At 47.7% G+C, this 20,800-nt stretch carries 20 protein-coding genes; 15 read left to right on the top strand and 5 right to left on the bottom strand.

The features are described 5' to 3' along the window. Window positions 1–7 precede the first annotated feature (7 nt). Complete coding sequence (locus KU854_RS11100) at window positions 8–775, bottom strand: response regulator transcription factor (RefSeq protein ID WP_218358617.1); 768 nt, start codon at window positions 773–775, stop codon at window positions 8–10. 418 nt (window positions 776–1,193) lie between these two features. On the opposite strand from KU854_RS11100, the gene KU854_RS11105 reads away from it, so the two are divergent. The 5 genes from KU854_RS11105 (at window position 1,194) to KU854_RS11125 (ending at window position 6,740) form a co-directional block, all read left to right on the top strand. Next, the gene (locus KU854_RS11105) at window positions 1,194–2,186 is read left to right on the top strand and encodes an ABC transporter substrate-binding protein (RefSeq protein ID WP_218358618.1); all 993 of its coding nucleotides are present in this window, start codon (window positions 1,194–1,196) and stop codon (window positions 2,184–2,186) included. A 165-nt stretch (window positions 2,187–2,351) separates the two neighbouring features. Further along, a complete protein-coding gene (locus KU854_RS11110) occupies window positions 2,352–3,251 on the top strand; it encodes an ABC transporter permease (RefSeq protein WP_218358619.1) in 900 nt (299 codons plus the stop codon). Continuing rightward, a complete protein-coding gene (locus KU854_RS11115; RefSeq protein WP_218358620.1) occupies window positions 3,244–4,509 on the top strand; it encodes a quaternary amine ABC transporter ATP-binding protein in 1,266 nt (421 codons plus the stop codon). The genes KU854_RS11110 and KU854_RS11115 overlap by 8 nt, the downstream gene beginning before the upstream one ends. Window positions 4,510–4,811: 302 nt before the next feature. After that, window positions 4,812–5,855, top strand: coding sequence for an endonuclease/exonuclease/phosphatase family protein (locus KU854_RS11120; protein ID WP_218358621.1), 1,044 nt, complete (start codon window positions 4,812–4,814; stop codon window positions 5,853–5,855). 114 nt (window positions 5,856–5,969) lie between these two features. Further along, the gene (locus KU854_RS11125) at window positions 5,970–6,740 is read left to right on the top strand and encodes a substrate-binding periplasmic protein (RefSeq protein ID WP_218358622.1); all 771 of its coding nucleotides are present in this window, start codon (window positions 5,970–5,972) and stop codon (window positions 6,738–6,740) included. A 69-nt stretch (window positions 6,741–6,809) separates the two neighbouring features. Here KU854_RS11125 and KU854_RS11130 read toward each other — a convergent pair whose 3' ends face one another. Continuing rightward, window positions 6,810–7,088: a hypothetical protein gene (locus KU854_RS11130; RefSeq protein WP_218358623.1), complete on the bottom strand. Its 279-nt coding sequence runs from the start codon at window positions 7,086–7,088 to the stop codon at window positions 6,810–6,812. 291 nt (window positions 7,089–7,379) lie between these two features. Here KU854_RS11130 and KU854_RS11135 point away from each other — a divergent pair, with 291 nt between their 5' ends. Beyond that, on the top strand, window positions 7,380–7,658 hold the full coding sequence (locus tag KU854_RS11135; RefSeq protein WP_218358624.1) for a hypothetical protein: 279 nt from the start codon (window positions 7,380–7,382) through the stop codon (window positions 7,656–7,658). A gap of 58 nt (window positions 7,659–7,716) precedes the next feature. On the opposite strand, the gene KU854_RS11140 is transcribed toward KU854_RS11135, so the two are convergent. Beyond that, window positions 7,717–8,031, bottom strand: coding sequence for a hypothetical protein (locus tag KU854_RS11140; protein ID WP_218358625.1), 315 nt, complete (start codon window positions 8,029–8,031; stop codon window positions 7,717–7,719). A 182-nt stretch (window positions 8,032–8,213) separates the two neighbouring features. Between KU854_RS11140 and KU854_RS11145 the strand changes: the two genes are divergently transcribed. After that, entirely contained in the window at window positions 8,214–9,164 is a 951-nt protein-coding gene (locus tag KU854_RS11145; protein WP_218358626.1) for a sensor domain-containing diguanylate cyclase, read from the top strand. A gap of 67 nt (window positions 9,165–9,231) precedes the next feature. On the opposite strand, the gene KU854_RS11150 is transcribed toward KU854_RS11145, so the two are convergent. Then, a complete protein-coding gene (locus tag KU854_RS11150) occupies window positions 9,232–9,753 on the bottom strand; it encodes a DUF3332 domain-containing protein (protein WP_218358627.1) in 522 nt (173 codons plus the stop codon). A gap of 347 nt (window positions 9,754–10,100) precedes the next feature. On the opposite strand from KU854_RS11150, the gene KU854_RS11155 reads away from it, so the two are divergent. Beyond that, window positions 10,101–10,280 (top strand): DUF2986 domain-containing protein, encoded by a 180-nt coding sequence (locus KU854_RS11155; RefSeq protein ID WP_218358628.1) that lies wholly within the window; start codon window positions 10,101–10,103, stop codon window positions 10,278–10,280. Between the two features lie 153 nt (window positions 10,281–10,433). Here KU854_RS11155 and KU854_RS11160 read toward each other — a convergent pair whose 3' ends face one another. Continuing rightward, on the bottom strand, window positions 10,434–12,026 hold the full coding sequence (locus tag KU854_RS11160) for an ABC-F family ATPase (RefSeq protein WP_218358629.1): 1,593 nt from the start codon (window positions 12,024–12,026) through the stop codon (window positions 10,434–10,436). 272 nt (window positions 12,027–12,298) lie between these two features. Here KU854_RS11160 and KU854_RS11165 point away from each other — a divergent pair, with 272 nt between their 5' ends. From KU854_RS11165 to KU854_RS11195, 7 genes are all read left to right on the top strand, one after another. Next, window positions 12,299–14,122 carry an ABC transporter substrate binding protein gene (locus tag KU854_RS11165; protein ID WP_255555527.1) on the top strand — a complete coding sequence of 608 codons (1,824 nt, stop codon included), beginning with the start codon at window positions 12,299–12,301 and terminating at the stop codon, window positions 14,120–14,122. Window positions 14,123–14,562: 440 nt separating this feature from the next. Then, window positions 14,563–15,579 (top strand): sensor histidine kinase, encoded by a 1,017-nt coding sequence (locus KU854_RS11170; protein ID WP_218358630.1) that lies wholly within the window; start codon window positions 14,563–14,565, stop codon window positions 15,577–15,579. Then, entirely contained in the window at window positions 15,570–16,325 is a 756-nt protein-coding gene (locus KU854_RS11175; RefSeq protein WP_218358631.1) for a LytR/AlgR family response regulator transcription factor, read from the top strand. The genes KU854_RS11170 and KU854_RS11175 overlap by 10 nt, the downstream gene beginning before the upstream one ends. Window positions 16,326–16,462: 137 nt before the next feature. After that, window positions 16,463–17,125 (top strand): hypothetical protein, encoded by a 663-nt coding sequence (locus tag KU854_RS11180; protein ID WP_218358632.1) that lies wholly within the window; start codon window positions 16,463–16,465, stop codon window positions 17,123–17,125. 202 nt (window positions 17,126–17,327) lie between these two features. Next, entirely contained in the window at window positions 17,328–17,864 is a 537-nt protein-coding gene (locus tag KU854_RS11185; RefSeq protein ID WP_218358633.1) for a DUF4136 domain-containing protein, read from the top strand. A 404-nt stretch (window positions 17,865–18,268) separates the two neighbouring features. Continuing rightward, window positions 18,269–19,507: a cytosine permease gene (codB, locus tag KU854_RS11190; RefSeq protein WP_218358634.1), complete on the top strand. Its 1,239-nt coding sequence runs from the start codon at window positions 18,269–18,271 to the stop codon at window positions 19,505–19,507. A 10-nt stretch (window positions 19,508–19,517) separates the two neighbouring features. After that, window positions 19,518–20,798 carry a cytosine deaminase gene (locus tag KU854_RS11195; RefSeq protein WP_218358635.1) on the top strand — a complete coding sequence of 427 codons (1,281 nt, stop codon included), beginning with the start codon at window positions 19,518–19,520 and terminating at the stop codon, window positions 20,796–20,798. Window positions 20,799–20,800: the final 2 nt, after the last annotated feature.

Consider the following 20,800-nt stretch of genomic DNA (forward strand, 5'->3'; position numbering starts at 1 on the left):
GGTTTGTTTATGCATGCACCATTTGTGAAGCACTTATGGTGGCAGCCTCCTGGAACTTATAACCGACACCCCATACGGTATGGATGTATTTTGGGGCGTTAGGGTCACGTTCCAGTTTGCTTCTGAGACGGTTAATAGCACAGCATACTGTATGGCGATAACCGTCATATTCGGTGTTCCATACCCGGCTTAACAACTCATCTTTGCTGAACACCCGATCTGGCCTTTTAGCAAGGCAGCACAGCAAAGAAAACTCGGTGGGTGTCAGGTCTATCGTTGCGCCGTCGAGCTTCACGCGGTGGGTTTCTGTGCATATTTCCAAACGCTCAAACAAGAGCTGGGAAGAAGGTGTCGCGGCTTTGCCGGTTTCGGGCGCGTTAGTGTCCTGTTTCAGCCAGTCACAATGGGTGCCGACCCGACGTAACATCGCTCTCAACCGCGCCTGAAACTCGATAACACTGAAAGGTTTTGCCAGATAATCATCCGCACCGGCTTCAAACCCTTCCACCAAATCCGCATCGGAATCGAGCGCGGTCAGCATCAATACCGGAACGCCGTTTTTCTGTTGGCGAAGGTATTGGCAAACTTCTTTGCCGTCACCGTCTTCCAGCCCTCTATCCAACACCAGAGCCGCAATATCATGCTCTGCAATTAGCGCAAATCCCTCTTTAAGCGATGATCCTTTGAGTACATCGAAACCCATTACGCGCAGGTGAAGTGCTATTAAATCTGAAATATCAGCATCGTCTTCAAGGATTAAAATTGACTGTGCCATGGTAGCTCCTGAAGGCTTGATTCGAACTACACCTAAGAACGGAGAATAGTCTGATAAATTTCCTTTCATAGGTCTCTAGGCCACTAACCAATGTGAAAATCTCGCATTTAGAAACGAATTCTTACCTCTTGGACACATCTCATCTCAACATTTCCATAAAGCGCATAAATATCAGTGATATACAAATATGCTCTGCTGGATGGTTTTTTGCAGCCTTTCGCAATCAGCACATCAGGCGTAAAATATTAATTACAATACTAAAGATATTTTTTAATGAATTTGTTATAGTTCAGCTTCGTGCTTGCAAGATTATCAGTCAGTTAACCCTGAAATATTGCATTGCACAGGAGTAAAAAACGCAGTGAATAATTAGCGTTGTAGCCATTCACTGCAGTATTTCACATGAGAGGGAACTTCCATGAAAAAACTACTGACCACGTCATGCCTTTTACTTTCAGCATTGCCTGTGGCCGGTTTTGCAGCCGAGTGTGGCAAAGTGACCATTGCCGACATGAACTGGAACTCCGCAAGCCTCATCGCCAATGTTGACCGCTTTATCCTTGACGAAGGTTATGGCTGCGATGCCGAGCTGGTTCCAGGCGACACCATGCCTACCGGCACCTCGATGATCGAAAAAGGTGAGCCGGATATTGCCCCTGAGTTTTGGAGTAACTCGCTGAAAGCAGCACTGGATCGCGGTGTTGAAGAAGGCCGTCTGCGCTATGCGGGTAAGTCACTGTCAGACGGTGGTGAAGAAGGCTTCTGGGTACCCAAATATCTCGTTGATAAAGACCCTAGCCTTGCCACAATTGAAGGCGTTATTGCCAACCGTGAACTGTTCAAACATCCGGAAGACCCATCTAAATCCGCATTTTATGGCTGTCCTGCCGGCTGGAACTGCCAAATTTCTTCCGGCAACCTGTTCAATGCCATGGATCTTGGTGACAAAGGTTTCGAGCTGATCGACCCAGGTTCAGGCGCTGGCCTTTCGGGTTCTATTGCCAAAGCGTATGAGCGTGGTGAAGGCTGGTTTGGTTACTACTGGGCACCGACTGCGGTGTTGGGTAAGTACGAAATGGTCAAGGTCGACTTCGGTTCAGGCATTGACGAAAAAGAATTCAAATCCTGTACCACCAGTGCGGACTGTCTGGAGCCCAAAGTGACCATGTATCCACCTTCAGCGGTTGATACCATCGTTACTGAAAGCTTTGCCAACAGCAATGAAGACGCAATGAACTACCTAAGCAACCGCGCTTTCACCAATGCCCAGCTCAACAGCCTTCTGGCCTGGATGGAAGACAATCAGGCGGATGGCGAAATCGCTGCGCTACATTTCCTGGAAAACTATCCGCAAATCTGGACTACCTGGGTGAGTCCTGAAGTGGCAGACAAAGTGAAATCTGCACTTTAACCAACCCACTTTTGCGGGCTGACCATTTTCAGCCCGCAATACTTCCAACAAGTTTTTTAATTTTGTGACTGTTCTTTTTTAGTCGCAACAACATGCGTATTAACCCTGAATTAAAGGGTATATAGTTTTTAAAATAATCAAAGATGCAGAGGACGCTGTACTGTTATGGCTGACAATTCATGGCTGACAGAATTTCCGGAGATGTCGCGCTCCGATCTTCTGACCATTCGTAAAACCCTCGACGGCGCCTATCGTGAATTTTCGCGAAATTATGGCGAAAGTATCGAATCCTTCTTCGATCCCCTTCTTCAATTTCTTATCTGGTTTGAAAAGCTGCTTCTCGGCACCCCTTGGTGGCTGATGATCGCTATTGTGGCCGGGATCTCTTACATGGCCAGCCGCTCCTGGAAGCTCGCGGTGGCAGTCATTGCCTCTTTCCTTGCCATTGGCTACTTCGGTATGTGGGAAGACACCATGCGCACCATGAGCATTATATTGGTTTGTACCATGCTCGCGATCTGCCTGGGTATCCCTACCGGCATCGCTATGGCGCGATCAAACCGCATTCAGTCCCTGGTGACCCCCTTACTGGACGTCATGCAGACCATGCCAGCATTCGTCTATCTCATTCCCGTGGTGATGCTCTTGGGTATCGGGAAAATTCCGGGCGTCATCGCTGTTGTCATTTATGCCATTCCGCCAGTGATCCGTCTGACAAACCTGGGGATCAGGCTGGTTGACAAAGAAGTGCTCGAAGCTGCAACGGCTTACGGTGCCAGCCCTATGCAGCGGCTGTTTGGTGTTCAGTTACCCCTGGCAATGCCTACTATCATGGCGGGGATAAACCAGACCATTATGATGGCTCTGGCGATGGTAGTTATCGCCTCCATGATTGGGGTGAAAGGTCTGGGACAACCGGTGTTGAAGTCCATCACTAACCAGTACTTTACTCTGGGACTTATCAATGGCCTGGCGATTGTTGCGCTGGCGATCATTTTTGACCGCGTTTCTCAAAGTTACGCAAAACGTTCACAGCAGCATCTGAGCGGAGGCCACAATGAGTAACGCCGAAAACACCACTCCACTGATTCAAATCAAAGGCCTATACAAGATCTTCGGCAACACCCCGGAAAAGGTGTTGCCTGATGTTAAAGGCGGAAAATCCAAAGACGATGTGTTGGCAGAAACTGGTCATACGGTTGGCCTTCAAGATATCAACCTCGACATCAACAGCGGTGAAATCTTCGTTATCATGGGACTTTCCGGCTCCGGAAAATCCACACTCATCCGTCACTTTAATCGCCTGATTGAGCCAACCGAAGGCCAGATCATCGTTGAAGGCGAAGACGTGATGAAGCTTGATGACAAAGGGCTGCAGGAATTCCGCCGCCATAAAATGTCGATGGTATTCCAGCGCTTTGGCCTGATGCCACACCGTACCGTGTTGCAGAACGTCGCTTACGGTCTGCAGGTTCAGGGCGTGGCGAAAGAGCAGCGTGAAGAAAAGGCTGTGCAGTGGCTGGAAACAGTTGGCTTGGGCGGGTATGAAAAGCAGTATCCTTCACAACTTTCCGGTGGTCAGCAACAACGTGTGGGTCTTGCCCGCGCATTGTGTACAGACGCTGAAATTTTGCTGATGGACGAAGCATTCTCCGCGCTCGACCCTTTGATCCGCAGTGAAATGCAGGATCAACTGATTGGTCTTCAGGAATCGCTGCACAAAACCATTATCTTTATCACCCACGATTTGGATGAAGCCCTGCGCCTTGGTGATCGCATCGCCATTTTGCGGGACGGTAAGTTGGTTCAGCAAGGCCGCCCGGTTGATATCCTGCTGCACCCGGCTGATGACTACGTTGAAGCCTTCGTTAAAGACGTTAACCGAGCCCGTGCATTGACCGTAGATACCGTGATGAAGCCCCAGAGCCTGCGCATCAGTGCTGAGACCATTGGCGAAGCCCTGGTTGAGATGCGCAAAGCGAAAGCCGAGCATGGCTATTACGTCAACAATGACGGCTATCAGGGTGCATTGAGCATTGATAAGCTCGAAGCCTTTGACTCTTCACGTCATGGTGACGCTATTGATGATTCGGTTTGGGAAACCGTACCGGGTATCCAGTCTGACGCATTGATTGAGCAGGTGATCCCTGACACGCTTGAGCACGACCTGCCCTTGCCGGTTCTGGACGAGCATGGAGAGTTGCAGGGTGAACTGTCCCGCGCCAACCTGGTTGAGGTCTTGAGTGACCAGTCCAACACTGAGGCTGGCGAGGGAACACGAAAACCCACGCTCAACTCTGACGATGTGAAAGAATCCGCCTAAAACGACTAAGCGCTTCCAATGAAGCGCTTTTTGTTTGTTGTCTAAATTGCGATTAGTCCTGTTCTCACACGCTTTAGTGCCTAACTCTTCTTTATACCCAAACGACCCGAAGATGCAGGATTCAACTCGCCCGAAGTGAGGCCATCAATGCGCCCACTTCTTCGTTAAATCCCACGGAAATAGAACGACTATTCCTCGTAAAATTTGCCTCGAATTGAACGCATTGATGACTTCTGAATGCGAGCATCTTCAGGTCGTTTGGGTATATACTAAAGGAACTTTATCATTCCTGAGACGGTGACGTGTTCGCGACCAACAGCAAGAGCTCCTACGCACATAGCGCTTTTGGCCTTAAGCTGGCGACGATAAACCTGTTTAACTTTATCGAGCCACCGGGTGCGTATTACGAATTCTGCAATATTTACAGCGAAGACCAATGGCGCCAGAAACGCGCTTGGTTGAACCGTTATATTGGCAGCTATCAACCGGACATCATTGCGTTCCAGGAAGTGTTCAGTGCTACGGCTTTGAAAGCCCTGTTGGAACCACTCGGGTACCGTTTTTTCTCCGTGGTTGATGAACCGGAACCCATTGACGACTACATCTACAAAAGCCCGGTTGTGTGCCTGGCATCGAGATACCCTATTCTCAGTGCGCTGCCCTTGCAGGCCGACCCTTCATTGTCACGCCAGCTTGGCATGAGTGAGGATTTCCAATACAGCCGCCTGCCGCTGTTCGCAACAATGGAGCTGCCTTCGCTTGGTCAGACCGACATTTATGTTGTCCATCTCAAATCCAAACGCCCTGTCACACCCGAAAATGAGGATGAAAAAGCCAAAACCCTTCATGAATCCATGCGTGAGGAAATCGCGGGCTCATGGGCATCAGCCATTCAACGCGGCACTGAAGCTTGCCAGCTGATGGCATCTATTATCAAGCGTCGATCCCATACCAATAACCCCGCTATCGTGATGGGGGATTTTAATGATGATATTCAGTCAGAGGTATTGCGTGCATTCCGGCATCACGGTCTTCGTTCGATTACCGAAGACATGGTCGATGTTCCACTTTCCCACTACCAAATGCATGACAGCTGGGATCTCTACCTGAAAAATATCGGTGAAACCTCTATTGAGCGTCCCAAGACTCATTACTTTCACGCCAAAGGCTCAGTGATCGATTACATTTTGCTATCAAACGAGTTTAACAGCGCGGATCCGGCAAGCCTTGCTGAAGTTGGGGATTTTCACTGTGAAGACAGCCACCTGATCAACCCAAAATTTGATTTGGATGCCTACAGCAGTGACCACGCTATTGTCAGTGTCACTATTTCATTACGCCGGTAGTTTTATTCCTGGTCTTGTTGCCAACGACTCGCGAAGTGACAATTCTTGGATTAGGTTTTAAATAGGATCTCATTGTTGAGATTTCTCTTTTCGCGCCTACAAAAGGAGTCTGACATGGTAATCCACTGGACCCGTCGCTACGCTGTTGCACTATTGCTCACGCTAACCGCGGTGACGTTTCCCCTATCGGCACAGGAGAGCCCTCAAACCGTCCTTAACGTTGTCAGTGAATCCTGGGAAGATGCGACGGAAAAAGATGGCTCCGGCCTCTATTTCGATATCATGCGCCGTGTATTTGAACCCCTGGGTTACACCATCAAAACCACCACTACAACCTACGCCAGAAGTGTCTATCTGGTGCAAAGCGGAAAAATGGATATGTTTCTTGGTTCGTATATCGATGAACAGGAAGATGTCCTTTACCCCTTTTGGCACTTCGATGCTGAACAGGTTTCAGCCGTTTATAAAGCGGGGGTCATTCCGGCTTGGGAGGGCGAGCAAACTCTCAAAGATCGCACCGTTGGGTGGGTCAAAGGGTATGACTACAACGACTATATTGGTACGCCCATGAACATCCAAGAAGTGAAGACCCGCAAACAAGGCCTCTCTATGGTGTTTTCTGATCGTCTGGATGTATTGCTGGATGCTACTGCAGAGCTGGAAGAAGAGTTTGAGAAAGGTTACGTCAACAGAAAAGCGTTTGTGGTGTCCCACTTGATTGACCTGAAACTTTACCCGGCTTTTGCTAACACAGAGCGGGGCAAGAAGTTGAGAAAAATATATGACGAACGAATTGAAGCGCTACTGAAAGCCGGTGAACTCCAACCGATGTTTGAACAATATGAGTGGGATTACTTTCCTTTCGATAGCGAGAAACCCATGTAACCGCTCAGTCACACGGGTTAAAAACACAAATCGCCGCAAACTGCGGCGATTTTTCTTTTTGTCGGTCTGTTAGCGAGAATCGGTAATATCGCGATAGTCGCCATCGATGGTTTGCCCTTCGTGGTTTCGACGACCACCAAAGCCAGATTCGGATTGGCTGTAACCTGTTTGGCCGAATGTCTTTTCATATTGCATTGCTTGCTGCTCTTGTGCCTTTCGCAGTTTTTTCATGACGAAAGGCTTAGCGAGCAGTGCGGTTAAAGAAATCATCAGGCCGAACACCGCTGCAAAAACAAGCGTAAAGAAGCCTAGAATAAGCGTAACCACACCGGTCAGGATTTGTCTCATTGTCATTCCCCGTGGATTGAAATCGTGGTGGCTTCTACGTTTTTGCTTGCCGACTATGTGTACGGGTCATTGTGCCCGAACACGATTTATAAGATGCGCCTCACAACTTTAAATTTCAAGGGGCATTTACAGTTATTTACTTTTTGTCCCCTCTACACGTCATTCTGTCTCGCCCAAACACCTTCCTGCCCTTGATAGCGGCCGCAGAAAGGCTTAAAGCTCAACTCTGACACAGTATGTAAAGCCACTGCCATTCTAGTCTTGTTGCATGTCAGTAGGAGGATGTTTGACATGATAAGACGCATAGCCCCACTTTGTTTGATATTGCTTTCTATTTCCGTACTTGCCGGTTGTTCCACTTCCCGCCATGAACAATTGTCAGCGCTGGGGTTTAGTACTCCCTATTTAGAAGGCTATGACGACGGTTGCCACAGTAAGGTAACAAACGCGCAAACCATTCACGACGGGTTTCGGCAAGATCCGGAAAGGATGTTCAAGGATGCCCGTTATGCAAACGGCTGGAGCGACGGATTTGAACAGTGTACCGCCGCCAATAAACAATTTTATTAAATACCGGGCAACAAAAAATCCTGCCATGGGGCAGGATTTCCAATTCACCGCTATGACGTCAGTGGTTGCGGGGAATGACCACAGATTTCTGAATTTCTTCGCCGTCGGGTAGCGTTGCTGTAAACACGCCCGTGCGGGTGTTTGGTGCTTCAGTCATGACAAAGGCTATGCCATTTTCTGCCGTCTCAAATTCACCCAGCGCCCCTGAAAGTGTGATTGTCGCGCCTTCCACAGGTGCTCCATTTTGCATAACCTGAACCCAAGCTCCCTGCGCCACTGGGTTTACACGCATCAATACATCACTCCCCATCATTCCAGCCGTTGCCATGGAGGATGCAGTAACCAATCCTAAAGCCAGTATTGTTTTTTTCATGATGACCTCTCCGTCATTTATTTTCTGATCTCACTTCGCTTTAACGATAGATGCAGACCTCCCGCCCCGCCAACCAACACCCACTTTCATCCCCAAACCCAAAATGATTTCAGCAAGCCTCTCCAGCCATTCCATGCTCCCATCGTCTATAGTAAAAAAAACACCTAAGTTACTCATTGATTATGAAAAGACCGGACAGACCTTCAGACGAAGCAGATCGCCAGCAGGCGCTCAACCGACTCAATATCCAGGACACTGGACCCGATGAGCGCTTCGACAGGATCACCCGCCTGACGCAGCAGATGTTTGCCGTCAAAATTGCTGCGATCAGTTTTATCGACATGAACCGGCAATGGGTAAAGTCTTCCGTCGGCCCTATCGAAAAGGAGTTCCCGCGGGATATCTCTTTTTGCGCCCACACTATTTTGGCGACCGACCCTCTGGTCGTAAAAGACACCTGTCTGGATGAACGGTTTTTTGACAATCCCATGGTGACTGACGCGCCGAAAATTCGCTTCTACGCAGGGTGTCCTATCCGTCATGTCAGCGGTGCGCAACTGGGTACACTCAGCATTATGGACACTGAGCCACGGGGATTTGATGAAGACGACTTAAACAGCCTTCGTGACATTGCGGATTTGGTTGAACGCGAACTCGCCTCGCTGGAGTTGACCACACAGGACTCTTTAACCGGCCTGCTTAACGAACAGGGTTTCCGTGTGCTTTGTGAAAAAAGCCTGTTTATGTGCGAACGGTTGGAAGTGCCGGCTTCACTCGCCTGCTTTGATGTGAGAAACCTGCGCCAGATTAACCGTCAGCGTGGCAACCGGGAAGGTGACAAGGCGCTGATGTTTTTCGCTGAGCTACTTACTTTTGGTTTCAGGGATTCAGATGTCGCCGCACGGTTGGAAGGGGACAAGTTTGCGGTTCTGATGACCAACACCCCAATTTCCAATACACAGGATATTTTAGACAGGTTCAAGGAACGTATTGACCGCTATGCAGTGGAGAATTCACTGCCCTACACGCTGGATTTCAACGTCGGCGTTTCTTGGGTCGAGCCCGAAGGCGACTATGACTATGAGAAGTTGCTCTGCGTGGCGCGCTCTTTGGCGACACAAGCAAAGGGGTAGCCCGTCAGACTGGGTATAAAAACAAGCCCCGCCAATTTGGCAGGGCTTTGTGTTTCTAGCCGTGCAATTAAACGCGGTTTGCCGCGTATTGCTCCAGCTCTTCTACTGAAACGGTAGTGATGAACTCATCGTTCATGTAGAAGTTCACCATGTCGCCGTCTTTCTCGCCACGCAGGATCTGAGTAGTACCGTCAGCGTATGCAACAGACATTTCAAGAGACTTGTCGTTCACTTGCTTAACGTCTGCAGAAGAAACTTTGATTGGAGCAGTAGTCAGATCTTTGTTCAGGTTCTGGTTGATCTTGATAACCGCGCTCATTGGCGTGTCTGCTACTGCTGGTGATTTACCAGAAATAGGGTTAGTACCAGTCCAGAATTCAATGGTGTTGAAAATGAACAGGTCAGCTGTCGCTGCAACACCGTATACTGGGCTCATCAGTACGTACAGACCTGCACGTGCGTAGCGGTTATCAACAGCAGACAGGTTAACTTTCATTACCAGACCTGAGGTTGCCATTTGACCGATACAACCAGTCAGAGACACTGTCAGCACTGCAGCTGCAACAGCTTTAATCGCAAATTTTTTCATCGTTTTACACACTGTGAGTTAAAAAGCTCGCGAAGTATACAGTTTAAAAATGGGATGAAAAGAGGGGAAAATGTCCTATCCGAACCCACTGATAACAGCACGTTTACAACAAACAGTAAGCCCTTTGTCAGACTGGTCAGACAACTGTTAGGCGGAATATCTAATTTATTGATTTTCAAGGTGTAATTTTTTATTAGCAATCACATCAAAACCATTAACACGTTTTAAATGGCACTGGTTCGTTTGCTCTTTTTTTGAACAATGAAATATGCGTTCTTTTCACCTTTTCCTTGAGCGAAAAGCCATTGCCAAATACAATCGCCGCCCCTTATTCGTTTGGTGTCACCATGAATCGCAAAAAGAAAATTATTCAAACGCTGAAAAAGAAAGATAAAAAGAAGAACGCCAAGCTGCATAAATCCAGTAAGCCGCGTTATATCTCCAAGGCAGAACGTGAAAAGCTGGCTACCGAGGAATCACAAACCGAGCCTACCGAGAGTCAGGAGCAGGCTCCAACTCAAGAGTAAGTGGTTATACCCGCGTTTCCTTTTCCTTATGCATCGGACTGCTTTGTAACCCTGTTTTTTTTGCCGTATCAGCCTGCGGCCTAACGCAGAAACAAAAACACCCGCCGAAGCGGGTGTTTTTATATGCATGTATCTGTCTGTGACTGAAGGAAATTAACCTTCAATACCACGAGACTTAAGGAACTCAGCGTAAGTACCTTTGAAGTCAGTGATCTTACCGTCACGGATTTCGATGATACGAGTAGCCAGCGAGTCAACGAATACACGGTCATGAGACACGAAGAACAGGGTGCCTTTGAATTGTTCCAAGGCGTTGTTCAATGATTCGATAGATTCCATGTCCATGTGGTTGGTTGGTTCATCCATCAGCAGCATGTTTGGCTTGTGCATCATGATCTTACCAAGCAGCATACGGCCTTGTTCACCACCAGACAGTACTTTCACAGACTTTTTGATGTCGTCTTGGGAGAACAGCATACGGCCAAGGAAACCACGAACGGTTTGCTCATCATCGCCTTCCTGTTGCCACTGACCCATCCAGTCCATCAGGTTCATGTCTTTTTCAAACTCGTGAGCATGATCCTGCGCGTAGTAACCAATGTTGGAGTTTTCTGACCACTTGTAGAAACCGGTACGCGGCTCAAGTACACCAGCCAGCGTGTTCAGCAGGGTCGTTTTACCCACGCCGTTCTCACCGATAATGGCAACGCGCTCACCCACTTCAAAAATACCGCTGAAGTTTGCAAACAGGTCATGGTCGAAGCCCTGGCTCAGGTTTTCAACTTCCAGCGCATTACGGAACAGTTCTTTCGACTGTTCGAAGCGGATGAATGGGTTCTGACGGCTTGATGCCTTCACTTCACTCAGCTGGATCTTGTCGATTTGCTTAGCACGCGATGTTGCCTGCTTCGCTTTAGATGCGTTTGCAGAGAAACGCGCTACGAAGGTTTGAAGCTCAGCAATTTGTGCTTTCTTCTTCGCGTTATCTGCCAGCAGACGCTCACGCGCTTGTGTCGCTGCTGTCATGTATTCGTCGTAGTTACCTGGGTAAACACGCAGTTCACCGTAGTCCAGGTCAGCCATGTGTGTACATACTGAGTTCAGGAAGTGACGGTCGTGCGAGATGATGATCATGGTGCAGTTACGCTCGTTCAGCGTATCTTCCAACCAGCGAATCGTGTCGATATCCAGGTTGTTCGTCGGTTCGTCAAGCAGCATAATATCAGGGTCTGCAAACAGAACCTGAGCCAGCAGAACACGCAGTTTCCAGCCCGGTGCAACCTGGCTCATCAAGCCATAGTGCTGCTCAACAGGAATACCTACCGCCAACAACAGTTCGCCCGCTTTGGACTCTGCCATGTAGCCGTCCATTTCCGCGAACTCAACTTCCAGATCCGCAACACGCATACCGTCTTCTTCGCTCATTTCTGGCAGAGAGTAGATACGGTCACGCTCTTGCTTCACTTCCCACAGTTCTTTGTGACCCATGATAACGGTATCGATAACTGTGTATTGCTCGTAAGCAAACTGATCCTGATTCAGCTTCGCAACACGTTCGTTAGGATCGACGCTGACGTTACCGCCGGTCGGCTCCAGTTCACGGCTCAGGATTTTCATAAATGTGGATTTACCACAGCCATTTGCGCCGATCAGACCGTAACGGTTGCCTTCACCGAACTTAACGGAAATATTTTCGAAAAGGGGCTTTGCGCCAAATTGCTGGGTGATATTAGCTGTACTAAGCAAGGTGATAATCCTGAACTGAGAATGGAAAACGCCGCAAGGGTACAGAGTTCGCTGCTGTACTTCAAGTAAACAGAGAAACAAGTCACATTTATGACGTTCGGCAACGTGAATTTTCGTGCAAGCTGCAGAAATCTTTGCCCTCGATCCCAACCTGCCCTATCAACATGGTCATTCAGCTTACTCTCCCGATTTGAAACTACACTTAACCGGATAAGGTGTTTCACTATTAATTATTCGCTCAATATTTGAGACAAAACCATAACGAGAGAACCATGAGCCTTAAAACGATGTGGCCTTTGAACAAACAGGTTTTCGGTAAGATTACTTCCATTAAGACAGTGGCTGTGACCCTGTGCGTGCTGCTTTTCACCTCTTTTCTTCCCCTGTTGTCTAACCATGCTTCAGCCGAAAACAACGCTAAGCAAATCCTTTACATCAATGCCTTCCACCGGGGATATGGCTGGAGTGACGAAGTTGAGAAAGGCTTGAGGGATACCCTCGACGAAGCTGCCGGAAATATCGAGTTGTCCGTGGTGTATCTTGACACGCTTCGGTTTGGCTCCAACACCATCAGCACAAAGATTGCAGAACTGCTAACCCTGAAGCGTGTTTCAGACCAAACGAGTATGGTGATCACATCTGATAATGCGGCCCTGAATTTCACACTGTCACACCAAAACCAACTGTTTCCGACCCAACCGATAATCTATACCGCACTAAAGGACTATCCCGCTTCTGCACTGCAAAACACCCAATTTGTGACCGGGATTTCTGAATATACCGACTATCAAAACGCCATCGACCTAGCGCTCTCTATCCATCCAGGTACCACATCGCTGGTATTTATCGGTACTACCAAGGAGAATCATAACAAGCACATTGTCGATGTTGTAAAAACCGATGTCATGCCGAAATACAACACGACTTACGACGTTGAATTGATCACTGACAAACCCGTCGACGAATTGGACGCCGCATTGGCACAGTTTCCCGCCAATACTTTAATTTTCGCCCTCAGCAATACCTTGCCAAAAAGTGATGGCAGCATGTACAGCCCGGCTGAAACCGCTCGCCTACTCGCTTCTATTACACCATTTCCCGTCTATACCTATTGGCATTCCCATATCGGCCATGGTGCAGTTGGGGGGCAAATTGTTACCGGATACAGCCAAGGGAAAGCGGCAGCGCAACTGGCACTTCAGATTTTAAGTCAATCGCCGGACGAACCCTTGCCTCCACCTCAATCCGCGCCATCATCTCTGTTTTTTGACCTCGAAGCTGTTGCCAAATATGGCATCGACGAAACGTTGATCCCGGAAGGAACGCGCTTTATCAATTTCCAGCCACCTATCTGGCAGGAATACAAAAACGAGGTGTTGATTACGCTTGTCGTGATATTTGGCCTTATTTCACTGGTGCTGGCATTTGTCCTGTTGACCAAAAGGCAGTCAGAAACGATTGAGCAAATCAATGACGAAAATGTTGAGTTAACCCATGCGCTGGATATCAATCAGGAAGCATTGGAAGACATCACCCATCAGTTTGAAGAGGTGAATCCAATTGATGAGTTGACCGGATTGAGCAACTTCCGCCATTTCAATGAAATGCTGGATAAAGAGTTGCGACGCGCAAGTCGTTACAAAACGCCGCTAAGCCTGCTTCTTATCTCAATTGACAGTTTTGAGGAGTACAAACGAACCAGCGGAGAGGAAAAAGCATATGAGCTGATGGCGGATGTCGGTAAAGTCATTTCCCAAACCTGCCAACGTTCCTCTGATGTGCTGGCGCATTTACTGGAAGAAAAGTTTGCGATTATTTTGCCCCACACCACTCGGGAAAACTCACTGATTGTTTGTCAAAAACTGCACGCCAATCTGGCAGAGAAGCACTATCCGTTCGTGTTATCCACAACAGGGACAGTCACACTCAGTATCGGATTATCTTCGCTGGAATCTACAGCAGATCGCATCAACCCTCAGCACATGTTTAATACCAGTGAAATGATGCGCATAGATGCTGAGCGCAAAGGTGGTAACGCCACCAGTACAGACATCATCAATACCCAGTCAACTCAGAGCGCGTTCAGAAATGAGTAGAGAGTCAGACCATGCAATGAGTTGAAAGGCTGTCACAGCTTGTCTAAACACAAGCTGTTTTACCGCACTATCCGACAACTCATCCAGATATATACACATTTATCGCAAGGTTAACCATCCTTGTCCGAAATGCCTTAGCTTGGTCACGTTGGTTGTTTTTCCAAATTTGTTCTGAACAAGTCCCGGAAAAGCTACTGTGCATCCGAAATACCTTATCGAAAGGCGCGCATATGTTATGTAGCGCCTCTTTTTCGGTGTTTAAATATAGGCTTCCATAAACATTTTGCTGACAAAGGTCAAGAGATTGAAGATTGAATTGTCTCATTTTAACAATACATAATTGAGAAACTTCGAGTTTAATCACCTCCTCATTCCACACAGTAGTTTCTAAATAAAAAAATAAAAATTAAAATACGATCAAATGAAGAAGATAAAAAACCATGACTCCAAACTCTCAATATCCTCTTAAGCTGTCAGTAGCTTTCACACTCACCATTAGTATTGTCATTGCATACATAACGCAGATGATATTCGGTGGCGAGTATTACTATCACTTTGCCATAGGCTTTGGGTATTCTGTCTCTTATTTTCTGTTGAGTTACACAACAGCCTCCTACTTTCCCCATTGGTCAAACTTCAAAAAGACATCCACTGCGACTATCGTTGGCGCCTTGATCGGCACCATAAATATGCAGTTTTGGATCTATATTTATCACGGTATGTGGAAAACGGAGTTTGTCATTCCTGTGCTAATGGCAACGGTATGCTTCTCCTTTTTTATTGCATATCTGTTTATTACCCGCGAGCGAGCTAATACGATTGAGGCTGAATTAAAAGACATTATGTTGAAGCAAGCTGAGCAGGAAAAAGCGCTTATTGATAGCCAACTGCGCAACTTGCAAGGACAAATGGAGCCGCACTTCTTATTTAATACGTTAGCAAATATCCAGGTATTAATTGATTCTGACGCTCAAAAAGCAAAGAAACTTTTAGAAAAGATCACTGACTTACTCAGAGCAGGTCTAAAACAACAAAGAAAGGAAACTATTTCACTCAATGATGAAGTAAAACTCCTTGACAGCTATTTGACCATACAGCAAATCAGACTTTCAGATAGAATGGCCTATAGCATCCATATAGATGAGTCACTCTCAGGACACACGCCAATTCCCCCATTTATTATCCAACCTGCTGTTGAGAATGCCATTGTTCATGGTATTGAGCCTTCCATAAAAGGTGGACATGTAGAGATTTCATTTAAAAAAGATGGCCCCCATCTGCTTGTCGAAGTACAGGACAATGGCATCGGTTTCAATGAAGCCTCAAAAGGGAATGGGGTGAGCATGAACAACGTCCGGAAGCGGTTGAACACCCTCTATGGTAACAATGGTAAATTGGAACTTATCCCGCATCATGGTGGCGGGTTTACAACAAGGATATTTTTTCAATGCGAGTAATTATTGCAGACGATGAACCCTTACTTCGACACCATCTAAGTAAGCTGTTGGAAGACATCTCGTCAGAAATTGAAGTAGTAGCCTGTGCCAAAGATGGCGTTGAAGCCGTCGACAAAATTAAAGAACAACAACCAGACGCGGTTTTTTTAGATATTCGCATGCCTGGGTTAGATGGACTCGAAGTTGCCTGTACCATTAACGCCCTTCCCAAACCGCCCCGTATTGTCTTTATTACCGCCTATGACCATTATGCGATTGAAGCCTTTGAACAAGGCGCGCTGGATTACCTCGTAAAACCCATCAATGAGGATCGCCTGGAGAAAACCTGTCAGCGCCTGCTGTCCAAATCTGGGCACCATGGACAAGTCGACAGTGACCAACTTATCCAGCTGCTGGAACACGCTCAGGAAAAACGCACATCCAATCTCACTTGGCTAAAAGCCGCCAAAGGGGATGATATCCATCTGGTGCACGTTGATGATGTAGAGTACTTCCGAGCTGAAGACAAATACGTCACTGTCGTGACCAAAGAAAACGAGTTCATCATTCGCACACCGCTTAAGAACCTGGTGAGAATGTTAGATGAAGAAAGCTTTTGGCAAATCCACCGTTCGGTCATTGTTAAGGTCTCTGCCATTGGCAGGGTATCGAAAGACATCACCGGCAGAATGCATGTCGAAGTAGCTTCCACACTCTGCAAATTGCCCGTCAGCCGCAACGCGCATTCGCTGTTTAAACAGATGTAGAATCGCTTCAATATCACTAATTAACAGTTCATCACGCAATGCGACAATTAATCGCATTGCGTTTTGTTTTTGAGGGCAATGCATTACTGTGCGCAATATAGATATGTTCCATTGCTGTCGTGAGGTTTGCCTTGTTCATGAGAAATTCGCTTTGGGTTCAGTGCCTGTTTGCAACTGTCCTTACCGTTGCATTCTCTCTTTCACTTACTCTCGCACGGGTCGACGCTTCTCCAGCCACTAAATCACTCCAGGAATTCTATCTTGATGCCACCCTTGGCAACACAAAAGCCAGCGCGCAAGTTTTAGTGACACTCGAAAACCTGCTAATCCAATATCCCAATGACCCATTGCTGACCGCTTACTATGGCAGCACTTTATCGATGAAGGCGAGAGATGCCTGGCTCCCCTGGAATCGTCAGAAGTTCGTGGCGGCAGGTGTAAGCTCATTGAATAAATCGCTGGCGCTCTTAACTGACGAAGCATTTGAAACGCCTTACTATGGTTTGAATGAAGGCATTTATATCCAATCCCTCGCTGCCATCAGTTTTATGCATATGCCAACACACCTGAATCAACGCCAGCGCGGTCTGGAGATTTTGAGTGCCATGATGAATTCAGACAGTTTTCACTACTACCCCTTTGGCCCACGAGCCTGGATTCATATTGGCGCTGTAAAAGGTGCACTTGAAATGGGTGAGATCCAATTTGCCAATCGTTGGGCAAACGAAATGAAAATGCTCGCCCCCACTCACCCTTTGACCAGAGAAGCGTTGACGCTGGTAAAAGAAGCGAAAATCTGACCCAGCAGGGATGTAAAATTCGTCGGGTGGTATGCATCATCTCTTCCATATAATTTCGTTGGCCACTCTGTTTTGTTCAAGTGTGCGACTATTCCAAACTCCTTCACGCAACTTTCCAGCATTTCAGCGGGTCTGATAACTAAGCAGCTATGCTGAAAAGCAGCATTAGCGAACACCGCACGCTCAACAGAAGGAGCCTTCCATGTCCTTATTCCGCGTTTTTACCCTGATAACCGTGGCATTTCTGGCAGCGTGTACCAAAAGCGTTTACACGGACTACAACCAGCACTTTGCTTACAACGAAATCAAAACCTTCGAGATAGCCCCGACACCGTCGTCATCACCGATATCGCTTGATGACAATAGGATAAAGCTTGCCCTTGTGCGGGAAATGACAGCCAAAGGCTTTGTGGAAACCCGCCATTCTCCAGACGTGCTTCTGAGATACCGAATCGATCCACGCTCAGAAAGTGTGGCTTATGGGCCTTCGTTTAGTTTTGGCTATGGATTTCGCAACTTTGGTATCGGCTACGACACTCCGCTGCGTATTGAAGAGAAACACTATGGGCAGTTAGTGGTTGAGATGATTGATGCCAAGACCAATCAGGTTATCTGGAAAGCGGTGTCCAACCGTAAGCTGACTGACAACATGACACCCAGCAATAAAAACACCTTTATCAATGAGCAAATCGCGAACATGTTTCTGGACTTTCCACCCGGTTCGTCCAAAAATCAATAAAATGTTTTTTTGAGCACTTGAAAGCAATCAGACCGACAAAAAGGCAAAATGGCACATTATCTAGGTTATTTTTTGACTTTACATGTCAAAATTTGAAGACACCAAAGAGACGCCAGAAAAATGGCGAGAATAGACAGCAATTCTCGACATAAGAGAGAAAGTTGCCATATTGGTGCTAAAAATTACAAAATGGCAGGCTACGCAACCGATTAAATTGCCTACTCCAGCCAATGGGTCATACAAGTAATTTTCTTTTTATTTCTTTAAATACAAAAACTTAAAATCATTAAGTTCATCCCAAGCAAACAAACAACAAAGATCGATTGACATCACACCTTTTCACCATAAAATACCCGCCCGTTTAACCAGAACACACATCATTTAGTTTGTTATATAGGTGTAAAATGGCGGCGGATAATAACTACAGCCTGGGCCCGGTCCCACAATCGGCACGAAAAGGTGTGCTTTCCCTGACAATGGTCATGTTGGGACTTACCTTCTTTTCAGCAAGTATGTGGACAGGAGGAACGTTAGGCACTGGTCTTACTTTCAATGATTTCTTCCTCGCTGTTCTCATCGGCAACCTCCTCCTCGGTATTTACACTTCTTTTCTTGGCTACATTGGCGCTTCCACCGGTCTTTCTACTCACCTTCTCGCGCGCTTCTCTTTCGGCACCAAAGGCTCCTGGCTTCCTTCTCTTATCCTCGGCGGCACCCAAGTGGGTTGGTTTGGCGTAGGCGTAGCCATGTTCGCCCTGCCAGTGCAAAAAGCCACAGGGATTGATACCAACATTCTGATCGCGCTTGGCGGTATTGCGATGACAGCAACCGTCTACTTTGGTATCTCAGCATTGATGATCCTGTCTGCGATTGCTGTTCCGGCAATTGCATTGCTGGGTGGTTATTCAGTCGTCGAAGCAGTAGACAGCGTAGGCGGCATTTCTGAATTGCAATCCATCGTGCCTGAAACGCCTATCGAGTTTGCGACCGCTCTGGCTCTGGTAGTGGGTTCGTTTGTGTCAGCGGGAACACTAACGGCCGATTTCGTGCGCTTCGGTAAAAGCCCACGCGGCGCTGTAATCGTGACCATGGTGGCGTTCTTTATTGGTAACAGCCTGATGTTTATCTTCGGCGCGGCAGGTGCGGCGGTAACGGGTCAATCAGACATTTCTGAAGTGATGATGATGCAGGGTCTGCTTATCCCGGCCATCATTGTTCTGGGACTGAACATCTGGACCACCAACGACAATGCACTGTACGCATCAGGTCTTGGTTTCTCGAATATTACCGGTCTGCCAAGCAAATACCTGGCAGTCGCAAACGGCCTGATTGGCACCCTGTGTGCGCTGTGGCTGTACAACAACTTTGTGGGTTGGCTGACTTTCCTTTCAGCAGCAATCCCGCCAATCGGTGGTATCATCATTGCCGACTTTATCAAGCACCGTGAGCGTTACAAAGACTTCACCAACGCGACATTCAAGACGGTTAACTGGGCAGCAATTGGCGCTGTTGCAGTGGGTATCGCAGCTGGTCACCTGCTGCCAGGTATCGTACCGTTGAACGCAGTCCTGGGTGGTGCGATTGCCTACCTGGTGCTTGATATGATTAACGAACAAAAGAAAACGGAATCAGCGCGTGCCTGAGGAAAACCCTATGTCAGCATCATTGCTCATTAAAAACGTTGTCATTCGCGGACAGCAAAACCTTTCGCAAATCCTGATCGAAGATGGCGTGATCAGCGCCATTGAAGACAACAACGCAACGCTGAACACTTCAGCCACAGTGATTGACGGTGAAGGCGGTATGGCACTGCCACCGTTTTGTGAACCACACATTCATCTGGACACCACGCAAACCGCGGGTGAGCCAAGCTGGAACATTTCCGGCACCCTGTTTGAAGGCATCGAGCGTTGGGCAGAGCGTAAAGCCATGCTTTCAATCGATGACGTAAAAAAGCGCGCTAAACAAACCCTGAAGTGGCAAATTGCCAACGGTGTCCAGCATGTGCGTACCCACGTTGACGTATCAGACCCAACCCTAATTGCACTGAAAGCCATGCTGGAAGTGAAAGCCGAAATGGCACCTTGGGTAGATATCCAAATCGTGGCATTCCCACAAGAAGGCATCCTTTCTTACCCGAATGGTAAAGAATTGCTGGAAGAAGCGGTGAAGCTGGGTGCTGACGTTGTTGGCGCTATCCCACACTTCGAATTCACCCGCGAATACGGTGTGGAATCGCTGCACTATGCGTTCGAGTTGGCACGCAAATATGACCGCCTGATTGACGTGCATTGTGACGAAATTGACGATGAGCAATCACGCTTTGTCGAGACCGTGGCCGCACTGGCGCACAAATACAACATGGGCGATAAAGTCACGGCAAGCCACACCACGGCAATGCACTCATACAACGGCGCTTATGCCTCGCGTCTGTTCCGTCTGCTACGTATGTCTGGCATCAGCTTTGTCGCAAACCCGTTAGTGAACATTCACTTGCAAGGCCGCTTCGATGACTATCCAAAGCGCCGCGGTATCACCCGCGTAAAAGAGATGCTGGCATCAGACATCAATGTCTGCTTTGGTCACGACGACGTATTCGACCCATGGTATCCATTGGGTACAGCGAACATGCTGCAAGTGCTGCACATGGGTCTGCATGTTTGCCAAATCATGGGTTACGACCAGCTGAACAGTTCACTGGATCTTATCAGCACCAAATCAGCTAAGACCCTGAATATTCAGTCGCAATACGGCATTGAAGTGGGTAAGCCGGGTAATCTTTTGATCTTGCCTGCAGAGAACGATTTCGACGCGCTGCGCCGTCAAGTTCCGGTGCGCTACTCGGTACGCAGCGGTAAAGTGATTGCGGAAACCCAACCAGCGACCACCTCGCTGCACTTGGAAGAGACCGAAGCAGTCACGTTCAAGCGCTAATA

The organism is Enterovibrio paralichthyis (assembly GCF_019209835.1).
GTDB lineage: Bacteria > Pseudomonadota > Gammaproteobacteria > Enterobacterales > Vibrionaceae > Enterovibrio > Enterovibrio paralichthyis.